Origin of the sequence: Amycolatopsis acidiphila, assembly GCF_021391495.1 — a bacterium.
GTDB lineage: Bacteria > Actinomycetota > Actinomycetes > Mycobacteriales > Pseudonocardiaceae > Amycolatopsis_E > Amycolatopsis_E acidiphila.
Map to the genome: position 1 here is coordinate 6,908,481 of NZ_CP090063.1, position 16,507 is coordinate 6,924,987.

The window sequence follows — 16,507 nt, forward strand, 5'->3', positions numbered from 1 at the left end:
GAAAGGCTTGCCCGTAGCGGCACTGAACACGGTAGGGTGACCTCCGCGAAGATCGAGCCGCTAGGCTGCTATCACCCAGACGAAGGACGAGGAAGGGCACGCTCCGTGACGACCGCGACCCACAGTCTCGACACCACGTCAGGGGCGACCACGGTCGCCGAGCTACTGGCCCGTAACGGGGCTCGTGCCGGCCGCGCGCCGCACCGCCGTTCCCGGGCCGTCGTGCCTGGTGCGGGCGAGTTCGGCGGCACACTCCCGGCCTTCCCGCCGGTCGACGACACCGCCGCCCAGTACCGCTACGACAAGACCACGGTGGCCGCCCTGCTCGAGGAGGAGCCCGCCGCGCAGGCGCCACGCGCCGAGACGGGCAAGCCCGGCCGGGCAGGCCTCAAGATCGCCGGAATCGCCTTCGCGGGTGCGGTGCTGGTCGGCGGCTGGGCCCTGGCGAACGCGCAGACCCCGGACTCGCAGGGCGGCACGGCCTCGGGCCCGGTGCCGAGCAACAACAACAGCCCCGAGTCCAACCCGCTGCTGGCCTCGGCTCCGGTGGGCACCCAGGTCGTGACGCTGGCCTCGTCGTCGCCGACGAGCACCGCCGAGATCCCGGCCAACACCGCGGCGCAGCAGCCCGACCAGGGCAAGTTCAGCGGCAAGCTGCCCACCACGTCGAGCAAGCCGAGGGCCACCGCGCCGGCCAAGAAGACCCCGGCACCGCCGAAGGTCACGGCGCCGCAACTGCCGAAGACCAACACGTGGCCGGCCAACCCGTACGACTACAAGAACTGGCCCGGCGGGGGCCACGACCACGACCGGCACCACGGCCCGCGCCGCTGACCTCTAGCGCTGCAGCCGGCTGAGCCCGCGGAGCAGTGCCCACACACCCACCGCGACGGCCGCTTTCCTGCGCACCCAGGTCCGGCAGCGTGAGACCGAAATTCAGCAGGTCGCCCAGATCCGACGCGACACGCACGCCGGTCGTGACGCCCAGTGCTGTTTTCCTGGGCGCGCAAGCCATCGCAAGCCCGGAGGCGACGTCACGCCGCGCCATAGCTTGCCGTCGCCACGCCGAGCAGGCGAGTGTGACATGCCGCCTGAAGTGCCCGGCTGCAGTGGAGGGCAAACCCGAATGGCGCACTGCACAAGGGGATTCGCGATCTTTCTCGTCGGGTAGCCGTTGTGGGTGATGGTGCGCAGCGACCGGTTTGTGATCGTCGGCGGAGGGCCGACGGGCCATGCCGCCGCCGATGCCTACCGCAAGGCCGGCGGCGAAGCCGAGGTCTTCCTGCTGTCGACGGACACCGAGCCACCGTACGAGCGTCCGCCCCTGTCGAAGGAGTTCCTGCGCGGCGAGGTCGGCGAAGACGCCCTGCCGCTCGAGCAACCGGGCTTCTACCGCGAGCACGGCATCGAGCTGGCGCTCGACGACCCGGTCATCGCACTCGACACCGAAAAGCACACGGTCTCCACGGCGTCCGGCCGCACGGTGTCCTACGGGCATTGCCTGCTCGCGACGGGAGCAGAGCCGGTACGCCCGAAACTGCCCGGCGCCCACCACCCCGCCGTGCTCACCCTCCGGTCCGCGGCGAGCGGCCGCGAGCTGCGGTCCGCGGCGAAGAACGCGCGCAGCGCCGTCATCGCCGGGGCCGGTTTCATCGGCTGTGAAGCGGCGATCTCACTGTCCCGGCTCGGCCTGCAGGTGACGCTGCTCTGCCCGGACGAGCTGCCGCAGTACCGGCGGCTGGGCGCCGCCGGCGGGCGGAAGCTGCTGCACTGGCTCAAATCCGAGGGCGTGAGCGTGCTGACCGGGACGAGGCTGCTCGGCGTCGACGAGGGCTACCGGGTGCGGACGGAACTGGTGCCGATGCTCGACACCGGGCTGGTGCTGCTCGCGACCGGCATCCAGCCCCGGTTCGAGCTGGCCGAACGCGCGGGTATCGCGGTGTCGAACGGACGCGTGTGCGCCGACGAGCACATGCGCACCAGCGCTGCCGGAGTGCTGGCCGCAGGGGATGTCGCGTTCGCGTACAACGCGGCGGCGGCCCGTCCGCTGGCGGTCGAACACTGGGACGACGCGTTGCGGATGGGCGAGATCGCGGGCCGGACTGCCGCCGGTGTCCGGGACGAGTGGCGCACACCGCCCGGGTTCCGGTCCCTCCTCGGCGACCGTGGGCTCAAGTTCGCCGCGTGGGGCGACGGGTTCGACGACGCGGAACTCGTCCAGCACGACGACGAAGCCTTCACGATCTGGTACCGCCGCGAAGGTGCCGTCGTCGGTGTGCTCACCCATGACGCCGACGAGGACTACGAGCGCGGGTCCGCCAAGCTGTCCGCCTGACGACATCGACGACGAAGAGCGGCTCCGACGCGAACGTCATGGCGTTCGCATCGAAGCCGCCCCACAGTCGGGATGGCTCATCCGGCGGGTCAGAGGCCCAGGATGTCGAGCAGACCGCCGTTGTCGTTGTCGTTGTCGTCGCAGTCGTTCGACGTGTAGTGGTGGTGGGAGCTGTAGGTGCCGTCCCAGTCGTTGTCCCAGTCATGCGTGCCCGAGTGGGTGCTGGAGGTGCTGGCACCATCCGCGCCGGCCGAGCTGGCCTCGTGGCTGTAACCGGTGTCGGCATCCCAGCCACCGTTGGCGTAGGACGACGTGCTCGCGCTGCTGGCGCCCTCCGGGCCCGCCGAGGAGCTGCCGCTCGTGTAGTAGGCACCACCGTCGTTGTCGCCGGGGGTGTCCGCCGAAGCGATGCCGGCGGCCCCGATCATCAGGGGAAGAGCCAGAGCACTGGCGGCCAGAGTGCGGCGAATGATGCGCATGAGATAATCCCTTCTCTGTCGGCAGACAGGGACAGGGCTCGCTCTCTCCGTTGTTCGCCCTTCGCGTGAGAGCGGGTCCTGCTTTTGTCCGGTCGGACGCTTTCGTCCGACACCAACAGCGTTACCCGTGCGCCCGCCGGCAATGCACCACGATAGTGTGACGAATTTGATCGCCCTGGTCAGCGCCGATTTTCCAGCTATAAAACGAAAATCGTTCAGACGTAGAGCGGAATCTGCCGCCCTTCGGGAACGCCGTACGACTCGACGATCTTGTTGAGCTCGATCTGGTAGTACAGCACGCCGACGCCGAAGACCAGCATGAGCAGCATCCCGCCGGCAGGTGAGCAGGTCTCCGGAAGGCCGGCGGCCCGCTGGGCCTTTCGGATGCGGGTCCCGCAGTTGTAGTAGCTCACCATCGGGGCGACGAACGTCCAGCTGAGGAAGAGCAGGACCAACATGGGCCCGGCCACAGGAACGGCACGGCGTCGGTCGAACTCGGCCATCTCTTTGTGGATCTTGTAGTACCAGACCAGGCTGTAGATGCCGAGCGTGAGGAACGGCCACAGGAGCCAGACGGTGACCGGGTGCCGCTGCTTCATGGCCAGGCCCATGGCGACCGGCCGCCGGCCCGGCACCACCGGCATCTGGGGTCCCGCCGTCCATACCGGAGCCTGCTGCGACTGGGGAACAAGGGGCGGCTCGTAGGAGCTTGGCTGCGTCATTCTGGTGCGTTTCCTTCCTGATCTGTCCTCAATGGTCTCGCCCCGCCAGACCTGAATGCTTCTAGTTCGACGAAACACGGAGATTCGTTACTTCCGTCAGATCAGGTATAAAAATCACACGAAGACGCGGTTTGTTGTCGGCTAGCTCCAGCGCCCCCGGTGAACCACCTCGGCCGTCGGCCTGCGGCGGTCGCGCAGGTCGCGCGGGGGCTCGTCGCTGTAGCCGATGGAGACGATGCCGATCGGCAGGAACTCGCCGGGCACGCCGAAAGCTTCCCGGTACGCGCCGATCCGGCTCTTGGGCATCCCGAAGAAACAGGCGCCGAGCCCGGCGTCCACCGCCGTCAGCAACATCAACAGGGCCGCGAAACCCGCATCGATGTCCCAGTACGGCGCGGGCCACCACTCGTCCGAGCGATCCGTGAAACCCTTGTCCGGCTGGGCATAGCGGTCGAGGTAGGCGTCCTTGTCGGAATGCGCGACGATCAGCAGCGGCGCTTGGACGTTCGCGGCGAACCAGTTCTCGGGCCGTTCCGGCGGCCGCACCGCGTCCCGGAACCGGGCGATGTCGTCGGCCTGGTCGAGCACCAGGAACCCCCAGCCCTGCGAAAATCCGGCCGACGGCGCGCGCAACCCGTTCTGCACGATCCGGTCGACCAGCTCCGCCGGCACGGGCCGATCGGGATCGTAGGTCCGGACCATTCGCCTGCGGCGCAGCACATCCTGGAATTCCATGGGGCCAACGTACTGAAAAACCCGTCGGCGACGGGGCCGTCCGCCTGTTATCGTCGCCGTCATGAAGCGCGCTGCTGTCACGACGACGCGGGAGAGGGTCCCGGCGCGCTGAACCATGTCCGGGGCGAGTGCCCCGGACATTGCCGTGTGGTCCTCGTCCCCATTACGGGAGGAGAGCCCCATGCACGACCACCGCAGGCTCGGCCGCGAACTCGGCCTGTTCGGCACCGACCCGCTGATCGGCGCGGGCCTGCCGTACTGGCTGCCCGAGGGCGCGGCCGTGCGGCACACCCTGGAGGAGTACGTCCGCGGTCTCGAACAGCGCGCGGGCTACCAGCACGTGTACTCGCCGGTGCTGGGCAAACGTGAGCTGTACGAGCTGTCCGGACACTGGTCGCACTACAGCGAGGACATGTTCCCGCCCATGGAGGTCGGCGGCGAGCAGGTGGTTCTGCGGCCGAGCCTGTGCCCGCACCACGCGTTGATCTACCGCTCCCGCGCCCACAGCTACCGCGAGCTGCCCCTGCGGATCGCGGAGCTGGGCGGGATGTACCGGTCCGAGCTGTCCGGGGTGCTGGGCGGCCTGAGCCGGGTGCGCGCGATCCACCTCAACGACGCGCACATCTTCTGCGCCCCGGAACAGGCGGTGGACGAGGCGCGCGCGGCGCTCGAACTGATCCGCGCGGCGTACGCGGATCTGGGCATCCGCTCGGCCCGGTACCGGCTGTCCCTGCCCGGCGCGGACGGCAAGTATGTGGCGGATCCGCGGATGTGGGCTCGCGCGGGCGACATGCTGTCGGACGTCCTCGCGGGTGTGCCTTACGAGTCGGCGGAAGGCGAAGCGGCGTTCTACGGCCCGAAGATCGACGTACAGATCACCGACAGTGCGGGTCGCGAGTCGACCCTGTCGACCGTGCAGATCGACTTCTACCAGCCGGAGAGGTTCGACCTGCACTACATCGGCCCGGACGGCGGCAAGCACCGCCCGGTCATGGTGCACCGCAGCATCATCGGCAGCATCGAGCGGGCGGTCGCGCATCTGATCGAGGAACACGGCGGTGCGTTTCCGGCGTGGCTCGCACCGGTCCAGGTCGTGATCATGCCGGTGTCCGAAGCCGAAGTGCCCGAGGCGCAGCGGTTCCTGCGGCGGTGCGCCGGCCTGCGTGCGGAACTGGCGGGCCCTGAGCGAGGCAGCCTGGCCGCTCGCGTGCGGGCGTCGCGGCTCGTACCGTTCCAGGCGGTGATCGGCTCGCGGGAGGCCGCGGAAGACTCGGTCGCGCTGCGCCTGCGCGACGGCGAACGGCTGGATCCGTTGCCCTCAGCGGAAGTTCTCGCGCGGCTGCTGGAGGCGGGGAAGCCCCGGTGAAAGTGAGGTCGGTAGCAGGAACGGCGTGCCGAGCAACAGCACCCCAGCCAGCGCGAGAGCCGCGCGCGGGCCGGTGAGTTGCGCCAGGAGACCCCACAACATGGTGAGCACAGCGATGCCGGCGCTGCTGGTGGTCGACCACGCGGCGAGCACCCGCGCGTGGCGGTCGGTTGGGGTGTTGTTCAACCGATAAGTGGCGAAGACGGGGTTGAAGAGGCTGATGCAGATGATCAGCCCGAGCTCGGTGGCCATCACGATCACCAGCCCGGCCAGGCCTGGCCGGATGAACGCGAGCCCGACGGGCCAGCAGGCACGCAGCGTGCCGAAGACCCGCAGCACCGTCTGTTCGCCGCAACGGGAAACGACACGGCGGGCGAGTCGTGACCCGATCAGTCCACCGATACACGGAACGGCGAACGCCAGCCCGTACTCCCAGACCGGGAACCCGAGGCGGGAGAGCATCAGCACCGACAAGAGCGGCTCGGTAGCCATGATCAGCCCGTTGACCAGGATGGTGTTGCAGAAGAACCGGCGCAGCGTGTGGTGGGCGAGGATGTAACGCCATCCCTCGACGACGTCGCTCCACCGACGCGTTCGGGTCTTCCTCGGATCCGGGGGCTGCTCGGGTGCTCTGATCGCGATGATGCCGAGCGCCGAGAGGAGATAGCTCGCCGCGTCGAGCACGATGGTGGTCACCGGCCCCAGCAGCCCGATGGCAGCGCCACCCAACGGCGGTCCGATGACCGTGGCCGACCAGGTGGTGGACTCGAAACGACTGCTGGCCACCAGAAGCCCGCCGGCGGGGACGACGGTCTTGAGGTAGGCGCCGCTGGCGGCCGTGAAGGCGATCTTCGCCGCCGCAGTGACGACGGAGACCACCAAGAGCTGCGAGAAGGACAGCACACCCAGCCAGTAGGCCAGCGGTATGGACGCCAAGGCCCCGAAACGGACCACGTCCATGGCGATCATGACCGGCCGCTTCGCGCGGAACTCCATCCACGGCCCGAGCGGGACCGCCAGCAGCGCCCCGAGCGCGAGCCCGGCCGACGACAAGGCCGCCACTTGTGCCGAGCCGGCGTCGAGGACCTTGATGGCAACGACCGAGAACGCTCCGAACCCGAGCCCGGTCCCGTAGGCGCTGACCGCGTAGGCGGCCCACAACCATCGGAACGACCGGCCCAGGCTCGCCCTCCGCCAGATGTTCGGCACTCGCTTTCCCTTCACAGGCTCGTCCTGAGGGAGATGGAAGCCGGTTGACGGCCGCTGCCACAAACAACGGATCGAACGGCGTGTCACAACCGATCGTTGTGGGAGTAGGTTCTGCCTCGTGGATCTCGATGCGGTTCGCACTTTCGTCGCCGTTGCCGAGACCGGCCAGTTCCAAGCCGCTGCCGACGAGCTGCGCATCACCCAGCAGGCGGCCTCGAAACGAGTAGCCACCCTGGAGCGGGAGTTCGGCGTACAACTGTTCGCGCGGGCGGCCAGGGGCGCCCGGCTCACCGTCGACGGGCAGGCACTGCTACCTCATGCGCGTGAACTTCTCCGCGCCGCCGAGCGCGCGACGGCGGCCGTGACGCCAGGGCGCAGGGCCCTCCGGGTCGACGTCGTCGGTCGCAGGATCGCACCCTCCAACATCCTTCATGCCTTCTACCAGCAACACCCTGACATCGAGCTGGATGTCGTCACCCTGACCGGCGTCGAGGCCGTGTCCGCGCTGGGCGAGGTCAGTGCCGGCGCCCTGGACGCCACCTTCAGATCCCTACGGGACTCCGCACTCAAAGTCCCGAGTGGACTCCGGTCGGCGCGCGTCATCGATGACCGGCATGAACTCCTGGTCGGCCCACGGCATCCGTTGGCCAAGGCCAAGACCGTGACGCCGGCCGAACTCACCGACCACCGGATCTGGATGCCTGGCATGTCCGACGCCGAGCCGGTCGGCTACTACGACGATCTGGCGAAGGCGTTCGGGCTCACCATCGACACGATCGGGCCGAGCTTCGGCGTCGACGCACTCCTCGCCGAGATCGCCGACTCGACCCGGCTCGCGACCTTCGTCGGCGAGGGCTCGCGGTATCTCTGGCCGGAAAGCTACGACCTCCGCCGGATCCCGGTCGTCAGCCCGACCCCGGTCTACCCGATGTCCGTGATCTGGCGAGCGGACAACGCGCACCCGGTCCTCGCGAACTTCCTGGAGTACCTCCAGACCAGGTACCGGACGACAGCCGGCGATGACGTGTGGGTCCCGGACTGGGCCCGCTGAGGACGCTTGTCACCTCAACCGTGGGCAGGAAGGTCGTTCCGGGTGTCCGAGGCTCGAGTCGCAACGGCCGCGGCGCCGGCGAGCACGATCGCGAACACGAGATAAGAAGCGAACAGGCCGCCGGACCCCGGTGCCGAGCTGAGCGCGCCGCCGACTGCGCGGCCGAGCACGCCGCCGATCGCCTCAGCCGTGATGACCCCGGTCGCCAGTTCCGCGGCGCTGAGTCCGCCGGCGCCTGCCGTGCTGGCCATGATGTAGAGGGCGGGGTAGGCGAGACCGACACCGATTCCGGCCGCTGCCTAGGCCGCGAGCGCGGCAGGAAAAGACGGTGCCACAAGCAACATCGCGGAAAGGACCGCTACCCCCGCGGCTGCCAGGGTCAGGCCCAAGACCGGAAAGACGGTCTTGCCGTGCCGTCGCACCAGGCGGGCGGCGAGCAGGCTGGTCAGCCCCCAGGCCAGTGGCGCGGCGCTGAGCACCACCGCGGCCCGCGCCAGACTCGTTCGGTATCCCAGGGTCAGCAGCACGGTGACCAGGCTGTCGGCCCCGAAATAGCCGAACGCGAACAACACCATCGCTCCCACCGCGGCCGGGGTCCCGCGGCGTGCCCGGGCGGTTCCGGGCGGCAGGAGCGCACTGATCCCGGCGAGTGCGATGGCAGCTCCCGCCAGGGCGACCGGCCATCCCCCGACGTTGCTCGCGACGGCAGCAGCACCGATGGGCACGAGCAGGGCGCGGGCAACCGGCCTCGCCGGCGTCTCCTGCCGGGCCGTGCTCAGGGCGGCCCGAGCGATGAACAGACGTCCGGCCAACACGATCGGCACCGGGGCCAGCACGGTCCACCGCCAACCCACGAGATGTGCCAACGCCAGCGTCGCGGCAGGACCGACCAAGGCCGGCACGATCCACATCGCCGAGGACGCGGCTACCACCCGCACCCGCAGCTTCTCGTCGAGCTGCTCGATGGCGGAGCTCACCCCGAACACGCCCAGCACACCGCCGGCGAGGCCGGCCACGAACTGCCCCAGGGCGAACGTCCACGCCACCAAGGCCGACGCCGCCACGCCCAGTCCTGCTATGTACCCGATCAGGCCCAAGGTGAGAGTGACCCGGGCACCGAGCCGGCGCACGACACGGCTCGCCAGCGGCAGTGCGACGAACAACCCGAGTGTCGTCCCCGCGGTCAGCAACCCCAGCCGGTTCCACGCGTCCAGAGCCGTAGCGACGAGGGGAAGGAGAGTGGACGCGACGAAGCTGGTGACCGCGGCGCCGAACTCCAGCGCGACGATCCCCGCCGCCAACGCGACAGCGCCCGATCCCCGAGCCATCGGCTGGCTGCTCATGCGCACTGCTCCCGGTCACGCTGGGTTTCAGTCGGCCTCAACGGCCTGGCGAACCAGATACGCTTGCTTCGGCCATCTGCAGCATCCCGCGCAGTTTACGAACTGGCCGAGCCGTTTACGGCAGAACCAGACAAAATCTGGACCTACTTCGACGCCGTCCGCCGGCTTCCCTAGCTCGTGGGCCGCTGTCATGCCGACGAGCGGATGGAGCTGTCGGTGGACCGTCGCCGATCCCGTCGAGGATCGGATAGGCCTCACTGGTCGCCTTGAACTCGTATTGACCGGATCTACGTTCCCGAACCTGTGTCGGGCACTCCGTTCGAAGGGTTCACACTGCGTATGTTCGAGCCCGCGTCGGAGACGTGGGGCATGTGGTGGAGTTCCGCGCCGAGGTCTGATTGTGCCGCAATCGGCCGCCGCTGTGTCCGTGGGCGCTACCGCAGTTGGTCGCGGCGGCGGGCCAGGGAGGCGGTCTCGGCGGTGTTGCCCGCCAGCTCGATGGCTTTGTCGTACGCCGCGCGTGACTGCTGACTTTGGCCCAGTCTGCGTAGCAGGTCGGCCCGGGTGGCGTGGTAGGCGTGATAGCCGGCCAACGTGTCCGCGAGGCGGTCGACGGCGGCCAGTGCCACTTCCGGGCCGTCGAGCTCGGCGACCGCGATGGCCCGGTTGAGGGCGATGATCGGTGAGGGGTCGAGGCGGACGAGCTGGTCGTAGAGGGCGACGACCTGCGCCCAGTCGGTGTCGCGTATGTCGCGGACGGAGGTGTGCACGGCGTTGATCGCGGCGAGGATCTGGTAGCGGCCCGGAGCGATCCCGGCGGCGGCAGCGGCGAGGCGCTCGCGCACCAGCCGGTGGCCCTCGGCGATCAGCGCCGCGTCCCAGGCGCCACGGTCCTGCTCGTCGAGGGTGACCAGTTCGCCGCCGGCCGAGACCCGGGCGGTGCGGCGGGCCTCGGTGAGCAGCATCAGCGCCAGTAGCCCGGCCACCTCACCGTCCTGGGGCAGGAGGGCACGGATCAGGCGGGTGAGCCGGATCGCCTCGGCGGTCAGGTCGTGCCGTACGGGATCGGTGCCGGGGCCGCTCGCCAGGTAACCCTCGTTGAAGACGAGGTACAGCACGGCGAGTACCCCGGTGACGCGTGCCGGGAGATCCTCGGCGGCCGGCATCCGATAGGGGATGCGAGCCGCTTTGATCTTGGCCTTCGCGCGGGTGATCCGCTGCTCCAAGGTGGTCTCGGTCACCAGGAAGGCGCGGGCGATCTCGGGCACGGTCAGCCCGCCGAGCATGCGCAGCGTCAGCGCCACGCGGGCGTGCATCGCCAGCGCCGGGTGACAGCAGGTGAAGATCAGCCGGAGCCGGTCGTCGTCGATGGCGCCCAGAGGCTCGGGCGGGTCGTCGTCGTACACCATCCGAGCCTCCTTCTGCTTGTCGTCGCGCTTGTTCTCCCGGCGGATCCGGTCGATGGCCTTGCGGTTGGCGGTGGTGGTCAGCCAGGCGCCTGGGTTGGGGGGTACGCCGTCAGCCGGCCACCGCTCGACGGCGGTCGCGAACGCCTCGGCGGCCGCCTCCTCGGCGATGTCGAGGTCACCGAAGCGCCTGGTCAGGGCAGCGACCACCCGGGCCCACTCGTCGTGGTGGGCCCGGGTGACCGCCTCCTCGACGTCGACCATGGTCACTCGGCCAGGAACGGCCGCACCTCGATCTTCCGATCGCAGATCTTCGACGCCTCGGTGGCGAGCTTGAGCGCCACATCCAGATCGGGGGCCTCCCACACCCAGACGCCGGCGAGGTACTCCTTCGACTCCACGAAAGGCCCGTCGCTGAACACCGCCTGCTCGCCCCGGTTGTCGATGACCGTGGCCGCGCCGGTGTCCGCGAGCCCGCCCGCGAAAACCCAGTAGCCCTCGGCGATCAGTCGTTCGTTGAACGCGCTGATGGCAGGCTCTCTGTCCGTGCTGCCGGGATTGGTCCTGTCATCGATCACGGAAACCAGGTACTGCATCTGAAGATCATCTCCTGTGGTGTCGGGAAAGCGTGGTTCGGTGGTCGGGGACTTCAGGCCGTTGCATACCGCGGGCGCCCGGCCGGCCGGAAGACCTGGATCGTCACGCCCTTCGAGTCGACCCGCGATTCGATCAGGTCGAGCGCGAGATCCGGACCGGTCTCCGGGAACAGTCTCGCGCCCTGGCCGAGGATCACCGGGATCACGATCAGAATCATCTCGTCGACCAGATCGTTCGCCAGCAGCCACTGGGTCAGGCTGCCACTGCCGTGCACCTGCAGCTCACCCCCGGGCTTGGCCTTCAGCTCACTGATGGCCGCCGCGAGGTCGCCGCGGAGAACGGTCGTGTCCTCCCAGTGCGGCGCGGTGAGCGTGGTCGAGGCAACGTACTTGGAGGCCTCGTTCAAGGCCACGCCGACGGGATGTGCGCGCAACTGGTCGATCGATCCCCAGGAGCCCGCGAACAACTCGTAGGTGCGCCGGCCGAACAGGAACGCGTCGGCGCGCTGGTAGGTCTCCGTGATGAACGTCCTGGTCTCCTCGTCACCCGCCCCCAGGGCCCATCCGCCGCGCTCGAATCCGTTCCTGCGGTCCTCATCCGACGCGCCGCCGTTTCCCTGCGTCACGCCATCGATGGTGACCTGAGTCATGGTCGTCAGCTTCATGATCGCGATTCCTTTACCTGGGCGCCGCCCCTGGCGGGCGGCCTCACCCCTGCTACGAACACCGCCACCCCGATCCGACACCCGCTCCCGGATTTCTTTGAAGAACTTTCCGGGACGCCGGTCGCCGGCCATCCGTCCCACCACGGTGCGAACCGCCGACCGCCCCAACATTTGTCTCATATATCGAGTTACGATAGATTTCGATCGTAACTCGATCGGAGGACGAGCCGTGGGAAAGCTGACAGTACGTGCGCTGCACGCCGTGCTCGTGGTGGTGCTCGCCGGCACCGTGTTCGTGCAGGCAATGATGGTGTTGGCGCTGGCCACCAAACCGGCGGACGGGTCGCTGCCGCTGACCCCGCTGCGCGTGATCGTGATCCTCGGCATGGTGTCGGTCCAGGTCGCCCTGGTCTGCGTATGGCAGCTGGTGACGATGGTGCGACGCGGGACCGTGTTCTCCCACGCCGCCTTCCGGTACGTGGACGTCGTGATCGGCGCGATCGTGGCGGCTGCCCTCGTGTGGTTCGCGGTCACGGCCATCAATGCGCCGGGCCAGCGGGACGACCCGGGCGTCACCCTCATCATGGGCGGGATCGGCGTGGCCATCCTGGGGGTCGCGCTCATCGTGCTCGTGCTGCGGATGCTGCTCGCCCAGGCCGTCGCGCGCGACGGCGAAGCGGCGCGGATGCAGGCCGAGCTGGACGAGGTGATCTGATGCCGATCGCCGTCGACATCGACGTGATGCTGGCCCGGCGGAAGATGTCCGTGGGCGAGCTCGCGGACCGCGTAGGGATCACGCCCGCCAACCTGGCGGTGCTCAAGAACGGCCGCGCCAAGGCGGTGCGCTTCGCGACGCTCGCCGCGCTCTGCGAGGTGCTCGAATGCCAGCCGGGCGACCTGTTGCGCTGGGAGGCCGGCGCGGGCGGGTGAGGTGCCCCAGTGCGCCCTATCGTGCGCAGCGATCACTACCGGGACGGCATTGCGCGACGACGGGACGGTTGCCGTTGGAGCTGGAGCGTGTGACAGCACTCCGGCCTGCGTGCGGGTTCCGTCCACACGACCGACGAGTTCCGCCTCGCCGCGTGGTCTGCATGTTGGGAACGTCCCCTTCCGCGCCAGCGGGAGGCCCGAACCGAGATGACAAGGAGCGTGCACACCGTGGCCGAGGAGAACGTGAGCGCGACCCTGACTGTCGCCGTGCCCGCCGGGAGGGTGTTCGCGGTGCTGGCGGATCCGGCGACCCATGCGGCGATCGATGGCACCGGCTGGGTCCAGGAATCTGTCGACCGGGCGCCGCTGACCGAGATGGGGCAGATTTTCCGGATGGACATGTATCACGCCGATCATCCAAACGGTGACTACCGGGTGGTCAACAAGGTCCAGGTGCTCGACCCGCCGCATGCCATCGGCTGGCTGACGGGCTACGAGAAGGGCGACGGCCAACTGGAGTTCGGCGGCTGGATTTGGCGTTACGACCTGGCGCCGCTCGGTCCGTCCGAGACCGAGGTCACGCTCACCTACGACTGGTCGGCGGTGCCGCAGTTCGTCCGCGAGCGAGGCATCCAGTTCCCGCCGTTCGGCCCTGAGCATCTCACCAACTCGCTGCACCACCTGGCCGAGCTTGCCGGACCGACGTCCCGGGCCTGAGCGCCCGGCGAGATCCAACCCAAGTCGATCCAGGCGACGACGGGCACCACGAACCCTTCGACGAGGACTCCCCCACCACACCCACGTTGCTTCTGGTCACCGCCGAGGAACCAGACACCACCATCAAGACCTGCGTGGTCGGCGAGGATCACGGCCACGGATGTCGAGAACGTGTCGTTGGCTCCGTCCCAGGGACACGAGCGGCCATGAGGGCCGCGCGAAGCGGGAGGGAATTATGACGATCCAGCGGATGGACAACGTCGGCATCGTGGTCGACGACCTCGAGGCTGCTACCGCGTTCTTCCTCGAGCTCGGCCTGGAGCTCGAGGGGGAAGCGCAGGTCGGGGGACCAGGGGTGGACCGCCTTGTCGGACTCGACGGCGTCCGGTGCGACTTGGCCGTGGTGCGGACCCCGGACGGCCACGGACGACTCGAACTGATGAAGTTCCAGTCGCCGGCGGCCACTACCGCTGAGCCGAACGCGCCGACCAACGCCCTCGGTATTCGCCGCATCATGTTCGCCGTCGAGGACATCGAGGACGTCCTCACGCGGCTGCGCGCTCATGGTGCCGAACTCATGGGCGAGCTGGAGCGGTACGAGGACAGCCATCGGCTCTGCTACATCCGCGGCCCGGAGGGCATCATCATCGCGCTGGCCGAGAAGATCAACTGAGCGACACGACTCTCCGACGTCCGCCAGTAGATCACCAACCAATACCAGAAAGGGCCGCCGCTATGGCTGTCGCCGAGGACCTCGACCGCGCCACCGACTCGAAGTGGGACTGGGTCGCCGAGCACACCCGTACGTATCTGGCCTCGGGCGGGACCGAGGGACACGAGTCGAACGGGGTGTACACACTCGTGCTCGCCACGACCGGACGCAGGACCGGCGAGCCACGTCGCACCTGCCTGATCTACGGCACCTCAGGGGACGACTTCGTCGTCGTCGCCTCCAAGGGCGGCGCCGACGAGGATCCCGCGTGGTTCAACAACCTCCAGGCGGAGCCGACCGTCGGGGTACAGGTTGGCACCCGCCGGTTCACGGCCCGCGCGCGCGTCGCGTCCTCGGCCGAGCGCGAGCCCCTCTGGGCCCAGATGGCGCGCATCTTCCCGCTGTACGACGAGTACGCACAAAAGACTGACCGTGTGATCCCGATCGTCCTGCTCACTCCGCAAGTGGGGTAGCTGATCTCTGCCCCATCCGCTGACCTCACCGTCGAAGGGCAGTTCGAAGTGCCAGGGCCGGGTGAACGATGCCGAGCTAACACAGGATGCGGTTGACGGTGCAGATCGTCACCTGATGGGCTTGGCGACCACCCGGTTGACGATCCACGCGTGCTTGCCGACCTGCCGGTTGCGGGTGAAGCCGAACTGCTCGAAGAGTTCGACGGTCGCGCTGAACAGGAACCGACCTGGCGCCTGGCGACCGGTGGTCACCTCGGAGATGGCCTCGACGAGACCACCGCCGGCCTGGGCGATCTGGCCGAGCGCGCCGTCGAGCGCAGCCCGTGCGATGCCCAGGCCGCGATGCTTTGGATCGACGTAGAAGCAGGTGATCCGCCAGTCCGGACGCGGCGGCGCCTCCTTGTCGTACTCGCGCTTGTGTTTGATGGCAGGAAGCTCCTTGGGGCTGCCGTACTGGCACCATCCCTGTGCGAGGCCGTTCTCGTCGAGCACGAGCGCGGCATGCGCTCGATCGGTCCGGACCCGGTCCTCCTTGACCGCACGATGGCTGATCCCTTTCTGGCCGCGCTCCGGGTGGTAGCCGATGCACCAGCAGCCACCGAAGATCCCGTTGTTGCGCTCGACAAGCTCCGCGAACGCGGCCCACGCCGAGGCATCCAGGGGCCGGGTCGTGTACAACACGCGTGACTCCTTCCGTCAGCTCGCGATCGGCCGCCACACCGTGTCAGGCTGCGTCGGCCGCCGCGGCGAGAAGCCGGGCGAGTTCGGCCGGCTTGGTGTGCATCGGCCAGTGGCCGGAGTCGATGTCGACGAAATCGAGGTGCTTGACCTTCGCGAGTTCGTCACCCTCGTTGATCCACTCCTTGGCCTGGGCCGGGGTGAACTCGGGACATACGACCACGACCGGCACATCGAAGCGTCGCTCGTCGGTCAACCGCACCACGCCCGTGGCCACGCCCGCGGGAACGGGGATCGCGGCGGCCGCCATGGCGTGCCTGGCCTGCTCGTCAAGGTCGGCCGAGTCCGGTCCCTCGAACGGCGCCCAACCGGGGAAGGGCATGACGCCGTCCCGCAGCTCGAAGAAGTCGGCGTAGGGCTTCCCGCCGGTGGCCGGAAACCCGCCGACGAGCACGACCGTGGAGATCTTGTCCGGTCGCGCGTCGGCGGCCAGCCAGGCCAGGGTGCAGGCAGCCGAGTGCCCGACCACCGTGGGCCGGCCGGAGGCTGAGTCCACGGCGGCGAGCACGGCCGCGACCTGGTCGTCGAGCGTGGCGGAGATCGATCCATCGCCCTGACCGGGCAGGGTCAGCGGCACGGGGCGATGGCCGAGCGAGCGGAGTGCGGACGCGACGTCATCCCAGGCGGATCCGTCGAGCCACAGGCCGGCGATGAGCAGGATGTCCATGGGCAGGTCGCTCCTTTCGGGCGCGGTCACCGGACCGCGGCGCGTCGACGCATCAACGCTAAAGCCAATTCCGGACAATCTACTTCCGGTTCATTGGGCGAGAGCCTCGGCTGCCAGGCCATCGCCGGCCGCCTCAACCCGGCGCCTGCCCGCCGCCAGTCTCCATCAACGCTAGCCGAGCGGTCGGGAGGTGGACCTATTCCAGCGTCCGCGACGTCATCAGGCACATGGTGCGGAACCGGCGTGCACTACATGTGCAAACCCAAGAAGGCGTACATCCCCGAGGGGCACCCGACCAACGGTCTCTGGGTGCGTGAAGACCACGATGCTGGTGAGCCGGCCTTTTGCAGGTCATCAGTTGTC

General features: G+C 68.8%; 20 protein-coding genes. 9 read left to right on the forward strand and 11 right to left on the reverse strand.

Annotated features, from left to right (window positions below; translation table 11 throughout):
- The first annotated feature begins 105 nt into the window (after positions 1-105).
- Positions 106-834, forward strand: coding sequence for a hypothetical protein (locus LWP59_RS33730; protein ID WP_144640687.1), 729 nt, complete (start codon positions 106-108; stop codon positions 832-834).
- Between the two features lie 349 nt (positions 835-1,183).
- Positions 1,184-2,335 (forward strand): NAD(P)/FAD-dependent oxidoreductase, encoded by a 1,152-nt coding sequence (locus LWP59_RS33735; protein ID WP_229857700.1) that lies wholly within the window; start codon positions 1,184-1,186, stop codon positions 2,333-2,335.
- A gap of 89 nt (positions 2,336-2,424) precedes the next feature.
- Here the strand turns inward: LWP59_RS33735 and LWP59_RS33740 are convergent, their stop codons facing one another.
- From LWP59_RS33740 to LWP59_RS33750, 3 genes are all read right to left on the reverse strand, one after another.
- The gene (locus LWP59_RS33740) at positions 2,425-2,814 is read right to left on the reverse strand and encodes a hypothetical protein (RefSeq protein WP_186383318.1); all 390 of its coding nucleotides are present in this window, start codon (positions 2,812-2,814) and stop codon (positions 2,425-2,427) included.
- A gap of 215 nt (positions 2,815-3,029) precedes the next feature.
- On the reverse strand, positions 3,030-3,536 hold the full coding sequence (locus LWP59_RS33745; RefSeq protein ID WP_144640693.1) for a DUF4234 domain-containing protein: 507 nt from the start codon (positions 3,534-3,536) through the stop codon (positions 3,030-3,032).
- A gap of 141 nt (positions 3,537-3,677) precedes the next feature.
- Positions 3,678-4,271 carry a nitroreductase family protein gene (locus LWP59_RS33750; protein WP_144640696.1) on the reverse strand — a complete coding sequence of 198 codons (594 nt, stop codon included), beginning with the start codon at positions 4,269-4,271 and terminating at the stop codon, positions 3,678-3,680.
- A gap of 181 nt (positions 4,272-4,452) precedes the next feature.
- Between LWP59_RS33750 and thrS the strand changes: the two genes are divergently transcribed.
- Entirely contained in the window at positions 4,453-5,637 is a 1,185-nt protein-coding gene (thrS, locus tag LWP59_RS33755; RefSeq protein WP_144640699.1) for a threonine--tRNA ligase, read from the forward strand.
- Here the strand turns inward: thrS and LWP59_RS33760 are convergent.
- Entirely contained in the window at positions 5,590-6,846 is a 1,257-nt protein-coding gene (locus LWP59_RS33760) for an MFS transporter (RefSeq protein ID WP_373299562.1), read from the reverse strand. The two genes, thrS and LWP59_RS33760, sit on opposite strands and share 48 nt — an antisense overlap.
- Before the next feature lie 118 nt (positions 6,847-6,964).
- Here LWP59_RS33760 and LWP59_RS33765 point away from each other — a divergent pair, with 118 nt between their 5' ends.
- Entirely contained in the window at positions 6,965-7,897 is a 933-nt protein-coding gene (locus LWP59_RS33765) for a LysR family transcriptional regulator (protein WP_144640703.1), read from the forward strand.
- 14 nt (positions 7,898-7,911) lie between these two features.
- On the opposite strand, the gene LWP59_RS33770 is transcribed toward LWP59_RS33765, so the two are convergent.
- The 5 genes from LWP59_RS33770 to LWP59_RS33790 all read right to left on the reverse strand — a co-directional run bounded on the left by LWP59_RS33770 (position 7,912) and on the right by LWP59_RS33790 (position 11,907).
- Complete coding sequence (locus tag LWP59_RS33770) at positions 7,912-8,148, reverse strand: hypothetical protein (protein WP_229857675.1); 237 nt, start codon at positions 8,146-8,148, stop codon at positions 7,912-7,914.
- Between the two features lie 48 nt (positions 8,149-8,196).
- Positions 8,197-9,225, reverse strand: a complete 1,029-nt coding sequence (locus LWP59_RS33775; RefSeq protein WP_229857676.1) for an MFS transporter — start codon at positions 9,223-9,225, stop codon at positions 8,197-8,199.
- 449 nt (positions 9,226-9,674) lie between these two features.
- Complete coding sequence (locus LWP59_RS33780) at positions 9,675-10,910, reverse strand: RNA polymerase sigma factor (RefSeq protein WP_144640859.1); 1,236 nt, start codon at positions 10,908-10,910, stop codon at positions 9,675-9,677.
- Between the two features lie 2 nt (positions 10,911-10,912).
- On the reverse strand, positions 10,913-11,242 hold the full coding sequence (locus LWP59_RS33785; RefSeq protein WP_144640706.1) for a YciI family protein: 330 nt from the start codon (positions 11,240-11,242) through the stop codon (positions 10,913-10,915).
- A 53-nt stretch (positions 11,243-11,295) separates the two neighbouring features.
- A complete protein-coding gene (locus LWP59_RS33790) occupies positions 11,296-11,907 on the reverse strand; it encodes a dihydrofolate reductase family protein (RefSeq protein WP_144640862.1) in 612 nt (203 codons plus the stop codon).
- Positions 11,908-12,136: 229 nt separating this feature from the next.
- Between LWP59_RS33790 and LWP59_RS33795 the strand changes: the two genes are divergently transcribed.
- From LWP59_RS33795 to LWP59_RS33815, 5 genes are all read left to right on the forward strand, one after another.
- Positions 12,137-12,622 (forward strand): DUF2975 domain-containing protein, encoded by a 486-nt coding sequence (locus LWP59_RS33795; RefSeq protein ID WP_144640708.1) that lies wholly within the window; start codon positions 12,137-12,139, stop codon positions 12,620-12,622.
- The gene (locus tag LWP59_RS33800; RefSeq protein ID WP_144640711.1) at positions 12,622-12,837 is read left to right on the forward strand and encodes a helix-turn-helix domain-containing protein; all 216 of its coding nucleotides are present in this window, start codon (positions 12,622-12,624) and stop codon (positions 12,835-12,837) included. The genes LWP59_RS33795 and LWP59_RS33800 overlap by 1 nt, the downstream gene beginning before the upstream one ends.
- 228 nt (positions 12,838-13,065) lie before the next feature.
- Positions 13,066-13,554 carry an SRPBCC family protein gene (locus tag LWP59_RS33805; RefSeq protein ID WP_229857678.1) on the forward strand — a complete coding sequence of 163 codons (489 nt, stop codon included), beginning with the start codon at positions 13,066-13,068 and terminating at the stop codon, positions 13,552-13,554.
- A 235-nt stretch (positions 13,555-13,789) separates the two neighbouring features.
- Positions 13,790-14,227 carry a VOC family protein gene (locus tag LWP59_RS33810; RefSeq protein WP_144640717.1) on the forward strand — a complete coding sequence of 146 codons (438 nt, stop codon included), beginning with the start codon at positions 13,790-13,792 and terminating at the stop codon, positions 14,225-14,227.
- A gap of 62 nt (positions 14,228-14,289) precedes the next feature.
- Positions 14,290-14,739, forward strand: coding sequence for a nitroreductase family deazaflavin-dependent oxidoreductase (locus LWP59_RS33815; RefSeq protein ID WP_144640720.1), 450 nt, complete (start codon positions 14,290-14,292; stop codon positions 14,737-14,739).
- Between the two features lie 108 nt (positions 14,740-14,847).
- Here LWP59_RS33815 and LWP59_RS33820 read toward each other — a convergent pair whose 3' ends face one another.
- Positions 14,848-15,417, reverse strand: a complete 570-nt coding sequence (locus LWP59_RS33820; RefSeq protein WP_373299565.1) for a GNAT family N-acetyltransferase — start codon at positions 15,415-15,417, stop codon at positions 14,848-14,850.
- Between the two features lie 46 nt (positions 15,418-15,463).
- The gene (locus tag LWP59_RS33825) at positions 15,464-16,144 is read right to left on the reverse strand and encodes an alpha/beta fold hydrolase (protein WP_144640726.1); all 681 of its coding nucleotides are present in this window, start codon (positions 16,142-16,144) and stop codon (positions 15,464-15,466) included.
- Positions 16,145-16,507: the final 363 nt, after the last annotated feature.